The organism is Salinicola aestuarinus, from assembly GCF_003206645.1.
Taxonomy (GTDB): Bacteria; Pseudomonadota; Gammaproteobacteria; order Pseudomonadales; family Halomonadaceae; genus Salinicola; species Salinicola aestuarinus.
The window spans coordinates 109346-127379 of sequence record NZ_PZJP01000004.1 but is presented as its reverse complement, the minus strand read 5'-3'; the positions used below and the strand labels follow the sequence as shown (position 1 = coordinate 127379).

Genomic DNA, 18034 nt, shown 5'->3' with positions numbered 1-18034 from the left:
ATCGTCGTGGCCGACGCTCCCTTGTTGCAATGAGTCGCTCATGCTCGCCTACCAGCACGCCTATCACGCCGGCAATTTCGCCGACGTGCACAAACATCTGGGGCTCTTCGCGCTTGTCCGCTCGCTCACCGGCAAGGCCTCGGCGATCAGCTTCATCGATACCCACGCCGGTCGGGGCCTCTATCCGCTCGCCGCGAAGGAGACACAGAAGCTCGGCGAATATCGCGAGGGAGTCGAGCGTATCTGGCGTGAGCGACGAAAGATCCCGGTCGGCTCGCCGCTCGGTGAATGGACGGCGTCGCTCGCGGCGCAGCAGTCGGGGGCCGAGCTGGACTGCTACCCCGGCTCGCCGACCTGGCTCGGCGAGGCGCTCAGGCCGCAGGATCGGCTGACGCTGTTCGAGCTGCACCCCGCCGAGCATCGCTTTCTCGCCGACCAGGCGATGCCGTCGACGAATAACGTGACGCGGCGCCACGCCGATGGTCTCAAGGGGCTGCGACAGCTGCTGCCGGTGTCGACACCAAGACTCTGCGTGCTCATCGACCCGAGCTATGAGCGCAAGGCGGAGTACGATGAGGTTGCGGAAACGCTGGCGTTCGTCGCTCGCAAGGCACGCCATGCCGTGGTCATGGTGTGGTACCCGCTACTGCCGGCGGGCCGGCACCGTGGGATGCTCGAGCGCCTGCAAACGGCCGGCGTCGACAAGCTCTGGCGCAGTGAACTCAGCGTGCGGGCGCCTGCCGCCGAACGCGGTATGTTCGGCAGCGGACTGCTGGTGCGCAATCCTCCCTGGCAGCTCGATCAGCGCCTCGAGGCGGCATTCACCGATCTGGCGCCCAGGCTTGCCGAGGGCGGGACGCATCGCAGCGAGTGGTGGACCGGCGAAATCTAGACGGCTGACGGGCCAACGGGCACGGCCGAGCCGCGCCCGTCGACGTGTCAGGCGAGATGGCCGGTGGGATTGACCGTGCTGATCTCGGTGACGTCGCCATCTTCCGGCGTTTCGTCGCGGATCGCCTCGATGAAGGTCTTGCCCCAGCGGCGTATGTCGTTGTAACTGACGATATCGTTGAGCTGTCGCAGTCGCGCTTCGGCTTCCGCTCGCGGCAGATTGAGCCCCAGATAGCAGGTCCGGGCGAGGTCGTGGATGTCATGGGGGTTGGTCAGGATCGCCCCCTTGAGCTCCGCCGCGGCGCCGGTGAACTCGGAGAGCACCAGGACACCGCAGCCCTGCGTCATCCCTTGGGTGGCGGCAAACTCCTTGGCCACCAGATTGAGCCCGTCGCGCAGCGGCGTGATCCACATCACGTCGGCCATCGCATACCAGGCGACCACCTCCTCGAACGGGAAACCTCGGAAGTAGAACTGCACCGGGGTCCAGCCGACGTCGGCAAAGCGGCCGTTGATGTGGCCGATGGTCTGCTCGATCTGCGTCTGCAACTCGTTGTAGATCGTCATCTCCCGCGCCGCCGGCACGCAGATGCTGACCAGCGTCACCTTGCCCCTGAGCTCCGGGTTCTCCTCGAGCAGCAGCTCGTAGGCCTGGAGCTTCTCCAGAATGCCCTTGGTGTAGTCGAGGCGTTCGACGGAGAGAATCAGTTTGACCCCGCCGAACTCCTGACGGAGCTCGGTCATGCGTGACTCGGCGCCTTCGCGATCCAGCGCGTTGCGGATACGGTCGAGATCGAGTCCTACCGGATGTGCCCCCAGGCGCACGACCCGAGAGCCGGTATCCACGGCGGTCGTCATGGTCTCGAGCCCCACGGCGCAGCCGTAGGTCAGAAAACGAGGCGCGCAGTTCTGTCGGGAGAGCGTTTTCAGCGGCACCACGCCACGCGCGACATCGACGAAGTTCTCGACCTGACGCGGAATGTGGAAGGCGACGTAGTCGCACTGCAGCAGACTCGAGACGATCTCGCGACGCCACGGCAGCACGTTGAAGACGTCCGCCGACGGGAAGTAGGTGTGGTGGAAGAAGGCGATACGCAGGTCTGGACGCATCTCCCGCAGGTACGCCGGTACCATCCACAGGTTGTAGTCGTGGATCCAGATCAGCGCGCCCTCCGCCGCCTCCTCGGCGGTGCGCTCGGCGAAGGCGCGGTTCACGTCGCAGTAGACCTCCCAATCCTCCTCGCGAAACACGGCCCGTTCCCAGAAGGTGTGCAGGGTCGGCCAGAACGCCTCTTTCGAGAAGCGCTTGTAGAAGGTATCGACCTGCGTCTTGGTCAGCGCCACGCGGGCGGCAGTCAACAGCGGATACTGCTTGGCATCGACACTGGTGTGCTTGACGAAGGGCTCGCTATCGTCGGGCTCGTGAATCGACCAGGCGATCCAGGAGCCGCGCTGGTCGGCGAAGAAGCTCAGCAACGTGGGGATGATGCCGTTGGGGGATTTTGGCCGGCGTCGCTGGGTCTTGCCATTGACGCGGTGCTCCTCGTAGGGCAGGCGGTGGTAGACGATGACCAGTTCCGCCTTACCGGTCTGGGTGGCGTCGCGGCGGTTCTCGGCGGCCATGCCGTGGGCGCCGAGAAAGCCGAAGTGGGCAAAGGCTTCGATGATGCCGCCGCAGCCGGGCTCGCTGGCATGCATGACGCGGGTCTGGTTCTGCGTCTGCTCGAGCAGCGCAGGCTCGGAGCCGCCGACACAGACCGATTTGAAACCGACGGTCAGCATCGCGAGATCGTTGAGGGTATCGCCGGCAACCAGCACCTCTTCGCGATCGATCCCCAGCCACCCGACCAGCTTCTCCAGGCTCGAGCCCTTGTTGACCCCACTGGGCAGAAAGTCGAGATAGCGCCCCGAAGAGTAGAGCATGTCGCAATCGAGGGAGGTCGCGAGCTCGGCCAGCGCCGGGTTGTTGGCCTGCTCCGGCGGACAGTAGTAGGAGCAGCGGCGTAGCTGAGGTTCGTCCTGACGAACGACATCGGGGAAACGGCTCATGGCGCTGGCGATCTGTGACTCGCCCGGCCAGCGCTCATCGATGGGGGTCTGCAGCGGCTGGATCGGCTGCAGCGAGTCACCGTGGTAGAGGCTCGCGCCGACGTCCGCCACGATGAAATCCGGCTGCGGCAGCGTCGGGTCCGATAGCAGCGGCAGAATTGCCTCCAGGCTGCGCCCGCTGATATAGGCGAGCTGGATCTCGGGGTGGGCGGCGATGGTTTGATACAGGCTCAGTTTGGCGTCGGCGTCGCCACCCAGAAATGTGCCGTCGAGATCGGTTGCAAGTAGCATGCGTCTTCTCCTGACCGGTCGTTGGACCGGCGATTGTCCCTTGATATGCCTTGTCGCGCGTCGCGCGCCGTCACTCGCTGCGCGGCTTTGTGGTCGACGGGGCGCGGAGGATCACGCCCGGCCGGCCATCTCGACGATTCGCTGGCGCTCGTGCTCCTCGTAGAAGCTGGGATCGGCGAACAGATCCTTCTGCACGTCGTCGTACATCATGGCCAGTGCCTGGCTACTGGTCGGTGTCATTGGCTCGAAGTGTGCGGTATCTCCGCTTACCAGTGTAGAGACTCGGCGGCGTCGGTAGAGCGCGAATATCGCCAGCAGCAGAAGCACGGTGGCGATATACAGCGGAAAGGCCTGCACGCCGGCGATTCCCATCAGTGAACCGGCGACGATGGGCGCAACGGCGCTGCCCGCGCCCTGAACCACCAGCATATCGGCGGAGCCGGCGACGATCTCCTCGGGGTGGAGCTGATCGATCAGCTGGGCGACGGCGATCGGATAGATCGAGAACGCCAGCCCCCCCCAGACGAAGTAGAGTGCCAGCAGGGTCTCCTTGTGCGTCGCCAGCGGCATCACCAGCGCTGTCAGTGCCGCCAGAAAGACCACATACGTCATCACCCGTGAGCGATCGTGTCGATCGGAGAAACGTCCAATCGGGATCTGTAGCAGCGCCCCTCCCAGAATAGCGCAACTCATCAGCACGCCGACGCCCGCGACATCGAAACCGACGCTGCGAGCAAAGACCGGGGTCAGCGTCCAGAAGGCGCCCATGGCGAGCCCGGACATGGCCGAGGCGGCGACCGCCAGCGGGGCAAAACCCAGCAGCGCCTTGAGGCTGCTCTTGGGGCGCTCGGCGATGACCGGCTGGCTGCGGCGGGTCATGGTGATGGGAAGCAGCGCCCAGCAGATCAGAATCGAGGTGATCGAGAAGAGCAGAAAGCCCTGCGAGGTGTCCAGTCTCAGGATCTGCTGGGCGATGGCGAGCGATCCCAGGTTGACCACCATATAGATAGCGAAGACGCGACCGCGTTGATGGCTCGCGGTCTGGCCGTTCAACCAGCTCTCGATCACCGTCATTAGCGTGATGAACGACAGCCCGTAGAGAATCCGCAGCACCAGCCAGACCCATGGATTGATGAAAATCAGATGCAACAGGGCGGCGGAGGCGCAGATGCCTGCGCCGAAGGCGAAGGTGCGAATATGGCCCATACGCCGGATCAGGCGTCCGCTGATCCAGGTGCCGCCGATGAAACCGATGAAGTAGCCCGACATCACCACGCCGAGCAGGGCGGTCGAGAACCCCTCGTCGGTCCCGCGAAGTGTCAGCAGGGTATTGATCAGACCGTTGCCTAGCAGCAGCAGCGCGACGCTGCCGAGCAGGGCACGAATAGGGCGCAGCAATGACCACATGGCACTCTCCCGGAGTCCTGTTTGCCATTACTTATGCAGTAAACGTGCCGGACCTTCGCTGAGAAGCGCGAGACGCGTGTGGCGTCTGCTTTGCGTCGGTGCAGGAAACGTTGACTTTCGTCCAAGGGACGGCGCCGGCTGCACCATTTTGATGCGACCGACGCGGTCCAGTCGGGTCAGGGCACCTTGCCGGTCCATTCGTCGCGGGAGAACTTGGTCTCGGCAAGATGGTGTGCCGCACTCAGCTCGGCATCGGTGAGCGGCTCGGGAGAGAGCGAGAGCCGAGCGGCGAAGGAGTCGATCATTCGCGCGATGATGGTGTCGCGATCGAGACCGGTCTGACGTTTAAGCGGATCGACCCGTTTGCCGGCACTGGTCGTGCCCTTGTCGGAGAGCTTCTCGCGGCCGATGCGCAGAACCCGCGTTAGCTTGTCGGCATCGATGTCGTAGGCCATGGTCACGTGGTGCAGCACCGCACCGCCAAGGCGCTTCTGGGCGGCACCGGCGATCTTGCCGCCGGGGGAGGTGATATCGTTGATCGGCACGTACCAGGCGTTGATTCCCATGTCGCCGAGGGCCTGGATGACCCAGTCATCGAGAAAGGCATAGCTCTCCACGAACGAGAGTCCCTGCACCAGCGACTCCGGCACGATCAGTGACCAGGTGATGGTATTGCCGGGTTCGACGAACATCGCGCCGCCGCCGCTGATGCGCCTGACCACCTCGATACCCTCGGCCGCCGCGGCGTCGCCATCCACTTCATTGGCCAGCGACTGGAACACGCCGATGATGATCGCGGCGCGATCCCACTCCCAGACACGCAGCGTCGGGCCGCGCCGTCCCGCAGCGACTTCCCGCGTCAGCACTTCATCAAGCGCCATGTGCAGCGCGGGTGACTCCGGCTCGCGATGCACCAGACCAAAGCGGTGATCGCGCCAGTCGGTAGTCCTGGCCAGGGCTCGACGCACCACGGTGGCGATCGCCGGGACTGACAGCCCCACCATCTCGGTCGTCGTCGGTAGCGCACTCTGGATACGCTGCTGCAGCGTGGCGGCCTCGGCGCTGACCGGGACACCCGTTAGTGCTGTCTCGATCGCGCCCAGTGCTTCCTCCGGCTCCAGAAAGAAGTCTCCCGAGAGGCGCACGGCACTCAGGCATTCATTCTCGACGTCGAGATCGACGACCAGCAGTTTGCCGCCGGGCACCTTGTATTCGGCGTGGTGACGCTCGGGGGGATCGTGCGGGGGTTCAGGGCTCTTCGTCGCCGCCATCGCGGTGTCTCCTTCAGGCTAACAGTGGGGTCGCGACATTATAGCCACCATGCCACCAGGCTGGCGGTGTGGTGGCTCAGAGGTAGAGCGTGCCCTCGCCGACGATTACGGCGTCACCGCTGATATGGATCGCGGTGACTCGGCCCGCATGGCACTCGACCTGGCCCAGAAGGTGGCTCGGTCGTCCCCTCTCGACACCCTGCGCGATAGACCAGTCGAGCGTGCCTTGGGCCTCGCCCTGCGAACTGAGATAGCCGATCAGTGGGGCGGCGGCGCTTCCCGTGGCCGGGTCTTCGGGGGTACCGGTCAGGGGCGCGAACATGCGGGCGCGCAGCGCCTGTTCGCTTTCGCGGACAAAGACGTAGAGCGCCGAGGTATCGAACCCGGCAGTCACTGATCGAAGTGCGCTGCCATCCACGGTTATCTGCGCCAGCGCCTCGGGGCTGGCGAGTTCGATGAGATGATACGGCGTGCCGCAGGAGGCCATGACCGGCGGTGCCACGAGATTTGAGGGTGAGAGCCCCAGAACCGCGGCGGCGTGATCCATCGAGAGTGAGTGTTCACTAACTTCGAGCGGCTGCGCTGTTGTGAGCTGCACTCGCTGGTCTACGAAGCGGATGGCAACGTCGCCGGCGCCTTGTGCCAGCACCAGCGGCGAGACGCCGTCGTGCCAGTCGAGTGCCCGGATCAGCCAGGCGGTGCCGACCGTCGGGTGACCGGCAAAGGGAAGCTCTACCTCGGGCGTGAATATCCGGACGGTGAAGCGCCCGGACTGGCGTCCGGTGACAAATACCGTCTCGGAGAGGTTCAGTTCGCCGGCGATACGCGCCATGTCCGTCTCGTCGATCGTGGACGCCTCGGGAAAGACCGCCAGCGGATTGCCGCAGAAGGGCTCGTCGGTGAAGACGTCCAGCAGAACGTAGTGATGGGCGGTTCGGCCACCGATCACCGATGTGTCGTGTAAGTAATGACTCACTCTTTATTCTCCCCGCCCCGCAAGGCTTCACTTGCCGATACAGAAGCTGCCGAAGATCTCGCCGAGCAGATCGTCCGCCGTGAATTCGCCGGTGATCTCGCTGAGGGCGTTTTGCGCATCGCGCAGATCCTCGGCGAGGAGTTCGCCGGCGGCGGCCCCCTCGAGCTGGGCGGTGCCGCTGGCAAGCGCCTTGGCGGCACGCTCGAGGGCATCGAGATGACGACGGCGCGCGGAGAAGCGCCCCTCGGTGGTGGCATCGAATCCCATGATCGCCTTGAGATGCTGATTGAGGTTATCCACACCCGCTCCGGTCTGCGCCGAGAGCCGAATCACCGGCGGGGATGTGGATAGATCGGCCTGATCGCCCTCGCCGCTCTCGTCGATCTTGTTGCGGACCAGTGTCAGTCGGGAGCGATCGGGCAGGCGCTCGACGAACTCCGGCCAGATGGCGTACGGATCGGTGGAGTCCGTCTCACGGCCGTCGACCAGCAGCAGCACGCGGTCGGCGCTTTCGATCTCTGCCCACGCGCGCTGGACGCCGATCTTTTCCACCGCGTCCGGCGTGTCTCTGAGTCCGGCGGTATCGATCACGTGCAGCGGCATGCCGTCGATGTGGATATGTTCGCGCAGCACGTCGCGGGTGGTCCCCTCGATCTCGGTGACGATGGCGCTGTCACGCTCGGTCAGGCGGTTGAGCAGGCTGGACTTGCCGGCGTTGGGACGCCCGGCGATCACCACGCTCATGCCCTCGCGCATCAGCGCGCCCTGATTGGCACTGGCGCGCACGCTCTGCAGCGTCGTGACCACGGCGGCGAGCTTGGTCGCGACGACACCGTCGGCGAGGAAGTCGATCTCCTCCTCGGGGAAGTCGATCGCCGCCTCGACGTAGAGGCGCAGTTCGATCAGCTCGCTGACAAGCTTAGAGACGCGCGTCGAGAACTCGCCCTGTAGCGAGCGCAGGGCGTTCTCGGCGGCGGTCCGCGAGCTGGCGTCGATCAGATCGGCGATGGCCTCGGCCTGGGCGAGATCGAGCTTGTCGTTGAGAAAGGCGCGCTCGGAGAATTCACCGGGGCGCGCGAGCCGGGCGCCGAGCTGCACGCAGCGCTCCAGCAGCATGTCCATCAGCACCGGGCCGCCGTGGCCCTGCAGCTCGAGAACGTCTTCGCCGGTGAAGGAGTTCGGCCCGGGGAAATAGAGCGCGATACCCTCGTCGATGACGCTCGTCTCGCCGCGGAACTCGCCGTAGTGGGCGTAGCGGGGCGTGGGCGCATAACCTAGAAAGTCGCCGGCAAGGGTGCTGGCGGCCGGGCCGGAGACACGCACGATGCCGACGCCGCCGCGCCCCGGCGGGGTGGCGAGCGCGGCGATGGTTTCCTGGCGGTAGAGTGGTGCGTTCATCGCGATCTCCATCGGCGAAGAGTCGAAGTCGGTGGCCGGTCATTGTCTTGATCCGGCTCCAGAAACGCCAGACCCCCGCAGGAGCGGGGGTCTGGAGAGAGGCTTGGCGGCTGTGATCAGCTCTTGGCTTTCACCGCTCGGCTTTCGCTGGGTCCATCGACGATCTTGCGCGTGATGAACCACTGCTGAAGGATCGAGATCGAGTTGTTCACGATCCAGTAGATCACCAGACCTGCCGGGAACCAGAGGAAGAAGAAGGTGAAGACGATAGGCAGCATCTTCATGATCTTCGCCTGCATCGGGTCCGGCGGTGTCGGGTTCAGGAACTGCTGCATGAACATCGTGCCGCCCATGATGATCGGCAGGATGAAGTAGGGATCCATCGCCGAAAGATCCTGGATCCAGAGCATGAACGGCGCGTGGCGCAGCTCCACCGACTCCATCAGCATCCAGTAGAGCGCGATGAAGACCGGCATCTGGATGACCATCGGGAGACACCCACCCAGCGGGTTGATCTTCTCCTTCTGGTAGAACTTCATCATCTCCTGCGACATTCGCTGCCGGTCGTCGCCGTACTGCTCCTTGAGCCGCTTCATCTCGGGGCCCATCTTGCGCATCCGTGCCATCGACTTGTAGGCCTTGGCAGAGAGCGGGAACAGCACGATCTTGACGCAGACCGTCAGCAGGACGATCGACCAGCCCCAGTTGCCGACCAGGCTATGGATCTTCTGCAGCAGCCAGAACAGCGGGTTGGCGAGGAACCAGAGCCAGCCGAAGTCGACCGTCAGCTCCAGGTGCGGCGCCACGGCTTCGAGACGGTCCTGGACCTTGGGGCCGACGTAGAGCGTCGCGGCCAGCGTCTGCGATTCACCCGGCGCGAGGGTCTGGTTGGGACCGGCGAAAGCGGCGACGGTGCGATCGCGGCTGTCGACGCTACCGTAGTAGAGGTTCTGCTGATCCGCGTTCGGCACCCAGGCGGACGTGAAGTAGTGCTGGATGATGGCTACCCAGCCGCCTTTGACGTCGCGGTTCTGAAAGTTGCCGTCACGAATGTCGTCGAAGTCGACCTTGCTGTAGTTCTCGTCCGGTGAGGAGAACGCCGCACCCAGGAACGAGTGCATGCCGACGCCGGAGCCGCTCGCGGGATCGTCGCTGCGATCGCGGGCCAGCTGGCCGATGAAGCGAGCGGTGACGGGTTCCTGACTGGCGTTGTCGAGACGGTATTCGACGTCGATGGCGTAGTCGTCGCGATGGATGACATAGCGTTTGACGATGTCCACCCCGTTGAGGCTACCGTGAAGATCGACATTGAGGCTGTCTTCGCCGTCGGCCAGGGTATAGCTCGACTGATCGGCGTTGAAACCGATGCGTCCGGCGTGACCGTCGATCTGCAGCCCGGACTTGGCGACGTAGCTACGCACGTCGTTGTCGCTGAGCAGGACGAAAGGTCTGTCGGAATCCAGCGCGTCGTCATGACCAAACAGCGCGGCATAGACGATATCGCCACCGTTGGGATTGATGCGCAGATCGAGGACGTCGCTGCGAACCTGAATCAGATTGCCGCTCTGGGCCGGTTCGGCGCCTGGTGGCATGTCGTCTTCGATGGGTTCGGCATTGCGGTTGGCATTGCTGGGCGCGGAGAGGGCGCCATCGCTTTCGCCGTCGCTCCCGGGAGCGGCCGTGGTGACTTCCGGCGCCGGGTTGTTGACGACGTTGTGACCGTAGTCCTGATTCCACTGCATGATCAGCAGATAGGCGAGTACCGCCAGCGGAATCACGAATAAGAGTCGTTTGAAATCCATAGAAGGGTCTGCCCGGTAAAGGAATGGGTCGATAGGCGCCGGGCATCGGCGGTGGTCCGGTGGCGATCACCGGCACTCCCCGGCCGTGGGCGCGGGGATGTCCGATCAGGTCGAGGGCGACGAGCCGCGTCTAGCGAGCGGACTTCTCAAGCCGCCGCCACATGCCATGTAACTGGCGTGAGACAGTAGCGTTGTCCAGCTCATTCACCCCGCGTCGCGCGAGCAAGACGATATCCACGCCCGGCAACTGATGCTGACGATGACGAATGGATTCGCGGACGAGGCGCTTGAGGCGATTACGGTCGACGGCACGACGCACGTTCTTCTTGCTGAAGATCAACCCGATCCGCGGATGGCCCAGTGTGTTGGGACGAGCCAGCGCCAACATTCCTTTACCGTGGACCTTGAAGGGAGCGTGGTCGAAAACGTGCTTGTAGTCCCCGGCATTCAGTAGTCGAAGCTGCCGGGGAAAACCTTGATCGAACACCCGAGGTCCGATCAGGCGCTGAGACGCTTGCGGCCCTTGGCACGACGGCGATTGAGGACCTGACGGCCGTTCTTGGTGGCCATGCGTGCGCGGAAACCGTGGTTGCGCTTGCGCTTGAGGACGCTCGGCTGAAAAGTACGTTTCATGGTGGCTGATTCCCAATTGGTTGCGTGTTTAAGCCGCTCACTAGCCGCCCAAGTGGTTGACTAGAAAGCAAAACGGGTTCGAAACGGCACGCCCGATGGGTTCGCAGGGACCGGGCTCGCTCGGCTCAAGAGCGGGAATTCTAGAGAATCCTGGGAAGCGGTGCAATTTTTCTGTGAATTATCCACACCCTGATCGACAACCGTTTCGCCTCGCCCTGTGGGCAAAATTGTGGGCAACACGATGTCGTCCTAGCCAGCGCCATTCGGGTGTCAGCGCGACTTTGGGCCATTAGCGGGGCCGTGATCAAGACACGGCGAAAGGTGCACCGCTCGGCCCGCCACGGGGAGCATGCCGCGCTTGTCAACCGCATCATGTGGTTAAAAGTGGGGACATCATTTGTGATTAACTCCAATTAATACAATTAAATCATGTACCTATACGCAGTTTGTGACTGTGCATAACATGCTGAATAACGGTGGGCCACAGGTGGATGACTTCGCCTGACAGGGCGGGCTGTCCCGTGACCCGTTCCTCCCGATAGTGAGTTGTCCCGAGATCCTCTACCGCTTGTCACTGGGTTATCCACAAGGTGTCGTCTTTCGTACCGCGTGTGGATAACCCGGACGCTGGACGCTACAATGCCCACCGCTTTTCACCACCCTTCAAAATTTCGTGAGGTCGCGTGTCGGTCGCTCTCTGGCAACAATGTCTCAACGCGCTGCAGGATGAGTTGAGCTCGCAGCAGTTCAACACCTGGATTCGTCCGCTGCAGGCGGAGGATGATTCGACGGACGAACTCTGTCTGCTGGCACCCAACCGCTTCGTGCGTGACTGGGTCAGTGACAAGTACCTGAAGCGTATCAACGAGCTGCTGCGTGAGGTCGCCCCCTCCAGCAAGCCACCCAAGGTGCGCCTGGTGGTCGGTAGCCGGCGGACCGGCGCCGTGTCGACGCGCGGGCTGGGGGCACCGGTCTCGGCGCCGACGCCCAGTCAGCCGGCACCGAGTCGGCCGGCGGCGCCCAGCGTGCAGACGACCCCCCGTTCTTCACACGCGAGTGACAACCGCGAAGAGGATCGAGCGCGCGAGCAGGCGCCGGCGCGGGAGGAGTCCAACCGGCGTGGCAACCGTGAACGCCAGGTTCAGGTCGAGGGGAGCCTCAAGCACCAGAGCGGCCTGAATCCCAACTTCACCTTCGAAACCTTTGTCGAGGGTAAGTCCAACCAGCTGGCCCGCGCGGCCTCGCGGCAGGTCTCCGAGAATCCCGGCGGTGCCTACAACCCGCTGTTTCTCTACGGCGGCGTGGGCCTGGGTAAGACCCACCTGATGCACGCGGTCGGCAATCATCTCGCCGGGATGCGCGACAACGCCAAGGTGGTCTATCTGCACTCCGAGCGTTTCGTCGCGGACATGGTCAAGGCGCTCCAGCTCAACGCCATCAACGACTTCAAGCGCTTCTATCGCAGTGTCGACGCCCTGCTGATCGATGACATCCAGTTCTTCGCTGGCAAGGAGCGCTCGCAGGAGGAGTTCTTCCACACCTTCAACGCCCTGCTCGAAGGTGGCCAGCAGATGATCCTGACCTCGGACCGCTATCCGAAGGAGATCGCGGGTGTCGAGGAGCGGCTGAAGTCGCGCTTCGGTTGGGGGCTGACGGTGGCGATCGAGCCGCCGGAGCTGGAAACCCGCGTGGCGATCCTGATGAAGAAGGCGGACCAGGCCAAGGTCGATCTGCCCCACGATGCGGCGTTCTTTATCGCCCAGAAGATCCGCTCCAACGTCCGCGAGCTCGAGGGCGCGCTGAAGAAGGTGATCGCCGACTCCCACTTCATGGGCAAGCCGATCACCCAGGACTTCATCCGCGAGTCTCTCAAGGATCTGCTGGCGCTGCAGGACAAGCAGGTCGGCATCGAGAATATCCAGCGCACCGTCGCGGAGTACTACAAGATCAAGCTGGCCGATCTGCTCTCCAAGCGCCGCTCACGTTCAGTGGCGCGTCCGCGTCAGGTCGCCATGGCGCTGGCGAAGGAGCTGACTAACCACAGTCTTCCGGAGATCGGCGACGCTTTCGGCGGCCGCGACCACACAACGGTGCTGCACGCCTGCCGGAAGGTCGTCTCGCTCAAGGAAGAGAGCGCGGACATCCGCGAGGACTACAAGAATCTCATGCGGCTTTTGACCAGCTGAGCCTGCTCCCTGCTCGTCGCTCGGGGATTGCGGCCCGGGCGCGGTGGGGCAAGAATGGGTCCAATCGCACCGCCCAATAATCATCGAACGTCTCGGTATCGAATCCACCTGACGCCGGATCGACATCTCTAGTGGAGCCTCAATGAAATTTTCCATCTCTCGCGAAGCCCTGCTGCGCCCGCTCTCCCTGGTCGCCGGGGTCGTCGAGCGTCGCCAGACGCTGCCGGTACTCTCCAACGTGCTCATCGAAGTCCATAACGATAGCGTGTCGTTGACCGGTACCGATCTCGAAGTGGAGCTCATCGGCCGTGCGGTCCCGTCGCTGGTCGACGAGCCGGGTTCGGTGACGGTGCCGGCGCGCAAGCTGATGGATATCTGCAAGTCGCTGCCGGACCAGTCCGAGATCACCTTCACGCTTGAGGATGCGCGGGTCGTGCTGCGCGCCGGGCGCTCGCGTTTCACGCTCTCGACGCTGCCGGTGGCGGAGTTCCCCAACATCGAGGACGGGCAGAACGATACCAACCTGTCGCTGCCCCGCGGTACGCTCAAGTATCTGATCGACGCGACGTCGTTTGCCATGGCGCAGCAGGATGTCCGTTACTACCTCAACGGCATGCTGCTGGAGCTGGGCAACCACATCGTGCGTACCGTGGCGACCGACGGCCACCGTCTGGCGGTCTGCGAGCGCAGCGCGGAGATCGAACTCGAGACCAATCGCAAGTTGATCATTCCGCGCAAGGGCGTGCTGGAGCTCGGGCGTCTGCTCGATGGCAGCGACGAGCCGGTCGCGCTCTCGCTCGGCGCCAATCACGTGCGTGCCCACACGGGCGAGTTCACCTTTACCTCCAAGCTGGTCGACGGCAAGTTCCCGGACTACGATCGCGTGATTCCCAAGGGCGGCGACAAGACCTTCATCGCCGAGCGCCAGGAGCTGCGTCAGATCCTCTCGCGAACCGCTATCCTCTCCAACGAGAAGTATCGCGGTGTTCGACTGCACCTGGAGGCGGAAAACCTCAAGGTCATGGCCAACAACCCCGAGCAGGAAGAGGCTGAGGAGAACGTGGGGATCGAGTACGACGGCGATGCGCTGGAGATCGGTTTCAACGTCGGCTATCTGATCGACGTCCTCAGCGTGCTCGATTCCGATCGCATGCAGATGACACTCTCGGACTCCAACAGCTCCGCGCTGATGGAAGAGCCGGGCGGTGGCGATGCGCGGTACGTCGTCATGCCGATGCGCCTCTGAGTGCCGCGAGGTGGCTGCGCTCGACCCTGCCTCGTTAACGATCGGCGAACCTTGCTCACGGATACCCACCTAAGCGTCGCCGGTTCGCCGACTGCGGCGGCGGATCGTCGCTTGCCGACGTCGTCCCCCTCGGCGGGCCCGCTCTTCGGCAGCGGGTCCGCACGTGGCTCTGCGGCTTTCTCGATCGCGGCGACGCCATATCGGGGGCTTCTCGACGCTTGCCGATGGCTCGTTGATGCGAGTAACGCCTCTCTGTCTGATGCCTTCCCCACGTTCGGATTCCCATGCCGCTTGATCGATTGAGCTTCCAGGGTCTGCGCAATCTCGAGCCCCTCGAGATGACGCCGGGGCCGCATATCAATCTGATCAGCGGCGCCAACGGCAGCGGCAAGACCTCTTTGCTGGAGGGGATCCATCTCCTCGGCATGGCGCGCTCCTTTCGCACCCAGAAGCTCAAGTCGGTGATCGGTCACGACGAGGAGGCGTTCACGCTCTTCGGTCGGCTGGCCGGCGATCCGGCGGTGCCGCTCGGTGTCCGCCGACGTCGTGAGACGCCGGAGCTCGAGATCCGGGTCGGCGGTGAGCGGGCGGCACGCATTACCCAGCTTGCCGAAGCGCTGCCGCTGCAGCTGATCAATCCGGATGCGTTCCGGTTGCTGGAGGGCTCACCCGCCTCGCGGCGCGAGTTTCTCGACTGGGGCGTTTTCCATGGCGAGAGCGCGTTTCTCGACGTCTGGAAGCGCACCCGGCGGGCGCTGAAACATCGGAATGCCCTCCTCAGGCATGATAGAATCGACGTCCAGTCGATCCGTGTCTGGGAGCAGGAACTGGCGCACTGGAGCGAGCGGCTCGACGCGCTGAGAGACGCGTACATGGCGCGATTTCTGCCGGTCTTCGAAGAGACGCTGGCGGCACTGCTGCCGCTACCCGATCTGTCGCTTCGCTACTCGCGCGGCTGGGACGGCAAACGCGCACTGCTGGATATCTTCGAAGGCAACCGCGACACCGACCGCCAGATGGGTTTCACCCAGCAGGGGCCGCAACGCGCCGATCTGCGCATCCGTCTGGGGCGTTATCCGGCGGTTGAAGTGCTCTCCCGAGGCCAGCAGAAGCTGGTCGTCAGCGCGTTGAAGCTGGCCCAGGGACGACTGCTGGAGCAGTGGAACGCACGCACCTGTCTCTACCTGATCGACGACCTGCCGGCGGAGCTCGACGGTGACCATCGACAGATTTTCTGCCGCTGGCTGGAAACCCTCGACTGTCAGGTCTTCATCACCAGCGTCGACAGCTCGGCGCTGGCCGACGTCTGGCAGCCAGGCACGGAGGTGACGACGTCGCGCATCTCGAGAGGACGGCTGCACCCGGAATGATTTCACCATGGAGTGAGCAATGAGCGAACAGGCCTACGATTCATCGAGCATCAAGGTCCTCAAAGGATTGGACGCGGTGCGCAAGCGCCCCGGCATGTACATCGGCGACACCGATGACGGCACCGGGCTGCACCACATGGTGTTCGAGATCGTCGACAACTCGATCGACGAAGCACTGGCCGGCCATTGCAGCGAGATCCGCATCGTCATCCACCCGGACGAGTCGATCACCGTCTCCGACGACGGCCGCGGTATCCCCACCGATATCCACTCCGAAGGGGTTTCCGCCGCCGAGGTCATCATGACCGTGCTGCACGCCGGCGGTAAGTTCGACGACAACTCCTACAAGGTCTCCGGTGGCCTGCACGGCGTCGGCGTCTCGGTGGTCAACGCGCTCTCCGAGCAGCTGAAACTCACGGTCTGGCGCAAGAACCAGGTCCATGAGCAGATCTATCACCACGGGGTGCCGCAGGCGCCGCTGGCGGTGGTGGGCGATACCGAGAAATCCGGCACCCAGATCAATTTCAAGCCGTCGAGCGAGACCTTCGCCAACATCGAGTTCCACTACGACATTCTCGCCAAGCGTCTGCGCGAGCTGTCGTTCCTCAACTCGGGCGTGGCGATCCGGCTGATGGACGAGCGCGACGGTCGTGAAGAGCTGTTCCACTACGAAGGCGGTCTTCGGGCCTTCGTCGATCATCTCAACACCAACCGCACCGCGCTCAACCCGGTCTTTCACTTCTCGATGCAGCGTGAAGACGGCATTGGTGTCGAGGTGGCGATGCAGTGGAACGACACCTTTGCCGAGAACGTCTACTGCTACACCAACAACATCCCTCAGCGCGACGGCGGTACGCACATGGCGGGCTTTCGCGCCGCGCTGACGCGTACGCTCAACAGCTACATCGAAGCCGAGGATATCCAGAAGAAGGCCAAGGTGGCGACCGCCGGTGACGACGCCCGCGAGGGGCTCACGGCGATCATCTCGGTGAAGGTCCCGGACCCGAAATTCTCCTCGCAGACCAAGGACAAGCTGGTCTCCTCCGAGGTCAAGACGGCGGTGGATCAGGAGCTGAGTCGCCAGTTCTCCGACTACCTGGTCGAGCACCCCAATGAAGCCAAGTCGATCGTCAACAAGATGATCGACGCTGCCCGCGCTCGCGAGGCGGCGCGCAAGGCGCGCGACATGACGCGGCGCAAGGGCGCGCTCGACATTGCCGGACTGCCGGGCAAGCTCGCTGACTGCCAGGAGAAGGACCCGAGCCTCTCCGAACTCTATCTGGTCGAGGGTGACTCCGCCGGCGGCAGCGCTAAGCAGGGACGCGATCGCCGTACCCAGGCGATCCTGCCGCTCAAGGGCAAGATTCTCAACGTCGAGAAGGCGCGCTTCGACAAGATGCTCTCGTCGGCGGAAGTCGGCACGCTGATCACGGCACTGGGCTGTGGCATCGGGCGCGAGGAGTTCAATCCGGACAAGCTGCGCTATCACTCGATCATCATCATGACCGACGCCGACGTCGACGGCTCGCACATCCGCACGCTGCTGCTGACGTTCTTCTTCCGTCAGATGCCGGAGCTGATCGAGCGGGGCCACATCTTCATCGCCCAGCCGCCGCTCTACAAGATCAAGCGCGGCAAGCAGGAGATGTATCTCAAAGACGAGCAGGCGATGACCGACTATCTCACCGCCACGGCGCTGGACGGTGCGCGCCTCTACGTCAACGAGACCGCCCCCGGCATCAGCGGTGAGCAGCTCGAAGCGCTGGTCACCCAGTATCGCGACGTGATGAAGCGCATCGATCGCCTCTCGCGGGTCTACCCCAACGCCGTGCTGCGCAAGATGGTTCATGCGCCGGCCATCGACGAGACGCGTCTCGACGACCGCGGCACCATGCAGCAGTGGATCGACGGGCTGCAGGTCGCGATGGACTCGCTGATCGCCCATGAGGGTGGCCCGCGTTACACCTTCGAGCTTCACGAAGACGCCGAGCGCGGTCTGTGGCTGCCGAAGGTGGCGCTGACCGCTCACGGTGTGACCTCGGACTACATCTGGGGCATCGACTTCTTCCGCAGCGCCGATTACCGCGCGCTCTCCGGTCTCGGTGAGACGCTGGACGGCTTCATCGAAGAGGGGGCGACGATTGCCCGCGGCGAGCGTCAAAAGTCGATCGGGAACTTCTACGACGCCCTCGAGTGGCTGATGCTGGAAGCCCAGCGCGGCCTCTCCATTCAGCGCTACAAGGGGCTGGGCGAGATGAACCCGGATCAGCTGTGGGAGACCACCATGGACCCGGGCTCGCGTCGCATGCTTCGAGTCTCCATCGAAGATGCGGTCGCTGCCGACCAGATGTTCAACACCCTGATGGGCGATGAGGTGGAGCCGCGACGCGACTTCATCGAGCGCTTCGCTCTGGTGGCGAACATCGATATCTGAGGTCTGGCAAAGCCGGTACTGGAAAGGCGGCCCGAGGGCCGCCTTTTTCATGTCCGGCGCCGAGCGCCGGTGACCTTCCC

The 18034-nt window shown here is 63.8% G+C and carries 13 protein-coding genes; 5 read left to right on the top strand and 8 right to left on the bottom strand.

Annotated elements, in window-relative coordinates; all coding sequences use genetic code 11:
• Positions 1–40: 40 nt before the first annotated feature.
• Positions 41–892 carry a 23S rRNA (adenine(2030)-N(6))-methyltransferase RlmJ gene (locus tag DOM41_RS04495; RefSeq protein WP_110685645.1) on the top strand — a complete coding sequence of 284 codons (852 nt, stop codon included), beginning with the start codon at positions 41–43 and terminating at the stop codon, positions 890–892.
• 47 nt (positions 893–939) lie between these two features.
• On the opposite strand, the gene ggpS is transcribed toward DOM41_RS04495, so the two are convergent.
• From ggpS to rpmH, 8 genes are all read right to left on the bottom strand, one after another.
• On the bottom strand, positions 940–3231 hold the full coding sequence (gene ggpS / locus DOM41_RS04490) for a glucosylglycerol-phosphate synthase (protein WP_110685644.1): 2292 nt from the start codon (positions 3229–3231) through the stop codon (positions 940–942).
• A 111-nt stretch (positions 3232–3342) separates the two neighbouring features.
• The gene (locus tag DOM41_RS04485) at positions 3343–4638 is read right to left on the bottom strand and encodes an MFS transporter (protein WP_188112356.1); all 1296 of its coding nucleotides are present in this window, start codon (positions 4636–4638) and stop codon (positions 3343–3345) included.
• Positions 4639–4814: 176 nt separating this feature from the next.
• The gene (gene lplB / locus DOM41_RS04480; protein WP_110685643.1) at positions 4815–5909 is read right to left on the bottom strand and encodes a lipoate-protein ligase small subunit; all 1095 of its coding nucleotides are present in this window, start codon (positions 5907–5909) and stop codon (positions 4815–4817) included.
• Positions 5910–5985: 76 nt separating this feature from the next.
• On the bottom strand, positions 5986–6885 hold the full coding sequence (locus tag DOM41_RS04475) for a PhzF family phenazine biosynthesis protein (RefSeq protein ID WP_245391740.1): 900 nt from the start codon (positions 6883–6885) through the stop codon (positions 5986–5988).
• 27 nt (positions 6886–6912) lie between these two features.
• Positions 6913–8283, bottom strand: a complete 1371-nt coding sequence (mnmE, locus tag DOM41_RS04470) for a tRNA uridine-5-carboxymethylaminomethyl(34) synthesis GTPase MnmE (RefSeq protein WP_110685642.1) — start codon at positions 8281–8283, stop codon at positions 6913–6915.
• Between the two features lie 116 nt (positions 8284–8399).
• Complete coding sequence (gene yidC, locus DOM41_RS04465) at positions 8400–10085, bottom strand: membrane protein insertase YidC (protein ID WP_110685641.1); 1686 nt, start codon at positions 10083–10085, stop codon at positions 8400–8402.
• Positions 10086–10215: 130 nt separating this feature from the next.
• The gene (gene rnpA, locus DOM41_RS04460) at positions 10216–10572 is read right to left on the bottom strand and encodes a ribonuclease P protein component (RefSeq protein WP_110669651.1); all 357 of its coding nucleotides are present in this window, start codon (positions 10570–10572) and stop codon (positions 10216–10218) included.
• 11 nt (positions 10573–10583) lie between these two features.
• Positions 10584–10718, bottom strand: a complete 135-nt coding sequence (gene rpmH / locus DOM41_RS04455; RefSeq protein ID WP_104005388.1) for a 50S ribosomal protein L34 — start codon at positions 10716–10718, stop codon at positions 10584–10586.
• A gap of 683 nt (positions 10719–11401) precedes the next feature.
• On the opposite strand from rpmH, the gene dnaA reads away from it, so the two are divergent.
• The 4 genes from dnaA (at position 11402) to gyrB (ending at position 17954) form a co-directional block, all read left to right on the top strand.
• On the top strand, positions 11402–12904 hold the full coding sequence (gene dnaA, locus DOM41_RS04450; RefSeq protein ID WP_110685640.1) for a chromosomal replication initiator protein DnaA: 1503 nt from the start codon (positions 11402–11404) through the stop codon (positions 12902–12904).
• Between the two features lie 142 nt (positions 12905–13046).
• A complete protein-coding gene (gene dnaN / locus DOM41_RS04445) occupies positions 13047–14150 on the top strand; it encodes a DNA polymerase III subunit beta (RefSeq protein ID WP_110685639.1) in 1104 nt (367 codons plus the stop codon).
• Between the two features lie 284 nt (positions 14151–14434).
• Complete coding sequence (gene recF, locus DOM41_RS04440; RefSeq protein ID WP_110685638.1) at positions 14435–15520, top strand: DNA replication/repair protein RecF; 1086 nt, start codon at positions 14435–14437, stop codon at positions 15518–15520.
• 19 nt (positions 15521–15539) lie between these two features.
• Positions 15540–17954, top strand: a complete 2415-nt coding sequence (gene gyrB / locus DOM41_RS04435; protein ID WP_110685637.1) for a DNA topoisomerase (ATP-hydrolyzing) subunit B — start codon at positions 15540–15542, stop codon at positions 17952–17954.
• Positions 17955–18034: the final 80 nt, after the last annotated feature.

What these genes read in the sequence shown, in the direction of transcription:
- DOM41_RS04495 (WP_110685645.1), top strand. Translation starts at nt 41, where the DNA reads ATGCTCGCCTACCAGCACGCCTATCACGCCGGCAATTTCGCCGACGTG.
- ggpS (WP_110685644.1), bottom strand. Translation starts at nt 3,231, where the DNA reads ATGCTACTTGCAACCGATCTCGACGGCACATTTCTGGGTGGCGACGCC.
- DOM41_RS04485 (WP_188112356.1), bottom strand. Translation starts at nt 4,638, where the DNA reads ATGTGGTCATTGCTGCGCCCTATTCGTGCCCTGCTCGGCAGCGTCGCG.
- lplB (WP_110685643.1), bottom strand. Translation starts at nt 5,909, where the DNA reads ATGGCGGCGACGAAGAGCCCTGAACCCCCGCACGATCCCCCCGAGCGT.
- mnmE (WP_110685642.1), bottom strand. Translation starts at nt 8,283, where the DNA reads ATGAACGCACCACTCTACCGCCAGGAAACCATCGCCGCGCTCGCCACC.
- yidC (WP_110685641.1), bottom strand. Translation starts at nt 10,085, where the DNA reads ATGGATTTCAAACGACTCTTATTCGTGATTCCGCTGGCGGTACTCGCC.
- rpmH (WP_104005388.1), bottom strand. Translation starts at nt 10,718, where the DNA reads ATGAAACGTACTTTTCAGCCGAGCGTCCTCAAGCGCAAGCGCAACCAC.
- dnaN (WP_110685639.1), top strand. Translation starts at nt 13,047, where the DNA reads ATGAAATTTTCCATCTCTCGCGAAGCCCTGCTGCGCCCGCTCTCCCTG.
- recF (WP_110685638.1), top strand. Translation starts at nt 14,435, where the DNA reads ATGCCGCTTGATCGATTGAGCTTCCAGGGTCTGCGCAATCTCGAGCCC.
- gyrB (WP_110685637.1), top strand. Translation starts at nt 15,540, where the DNA reads ATGAGCGAACAGGCCTACGATTCATCGAGCATCAAGGTCCTCAAAGGA.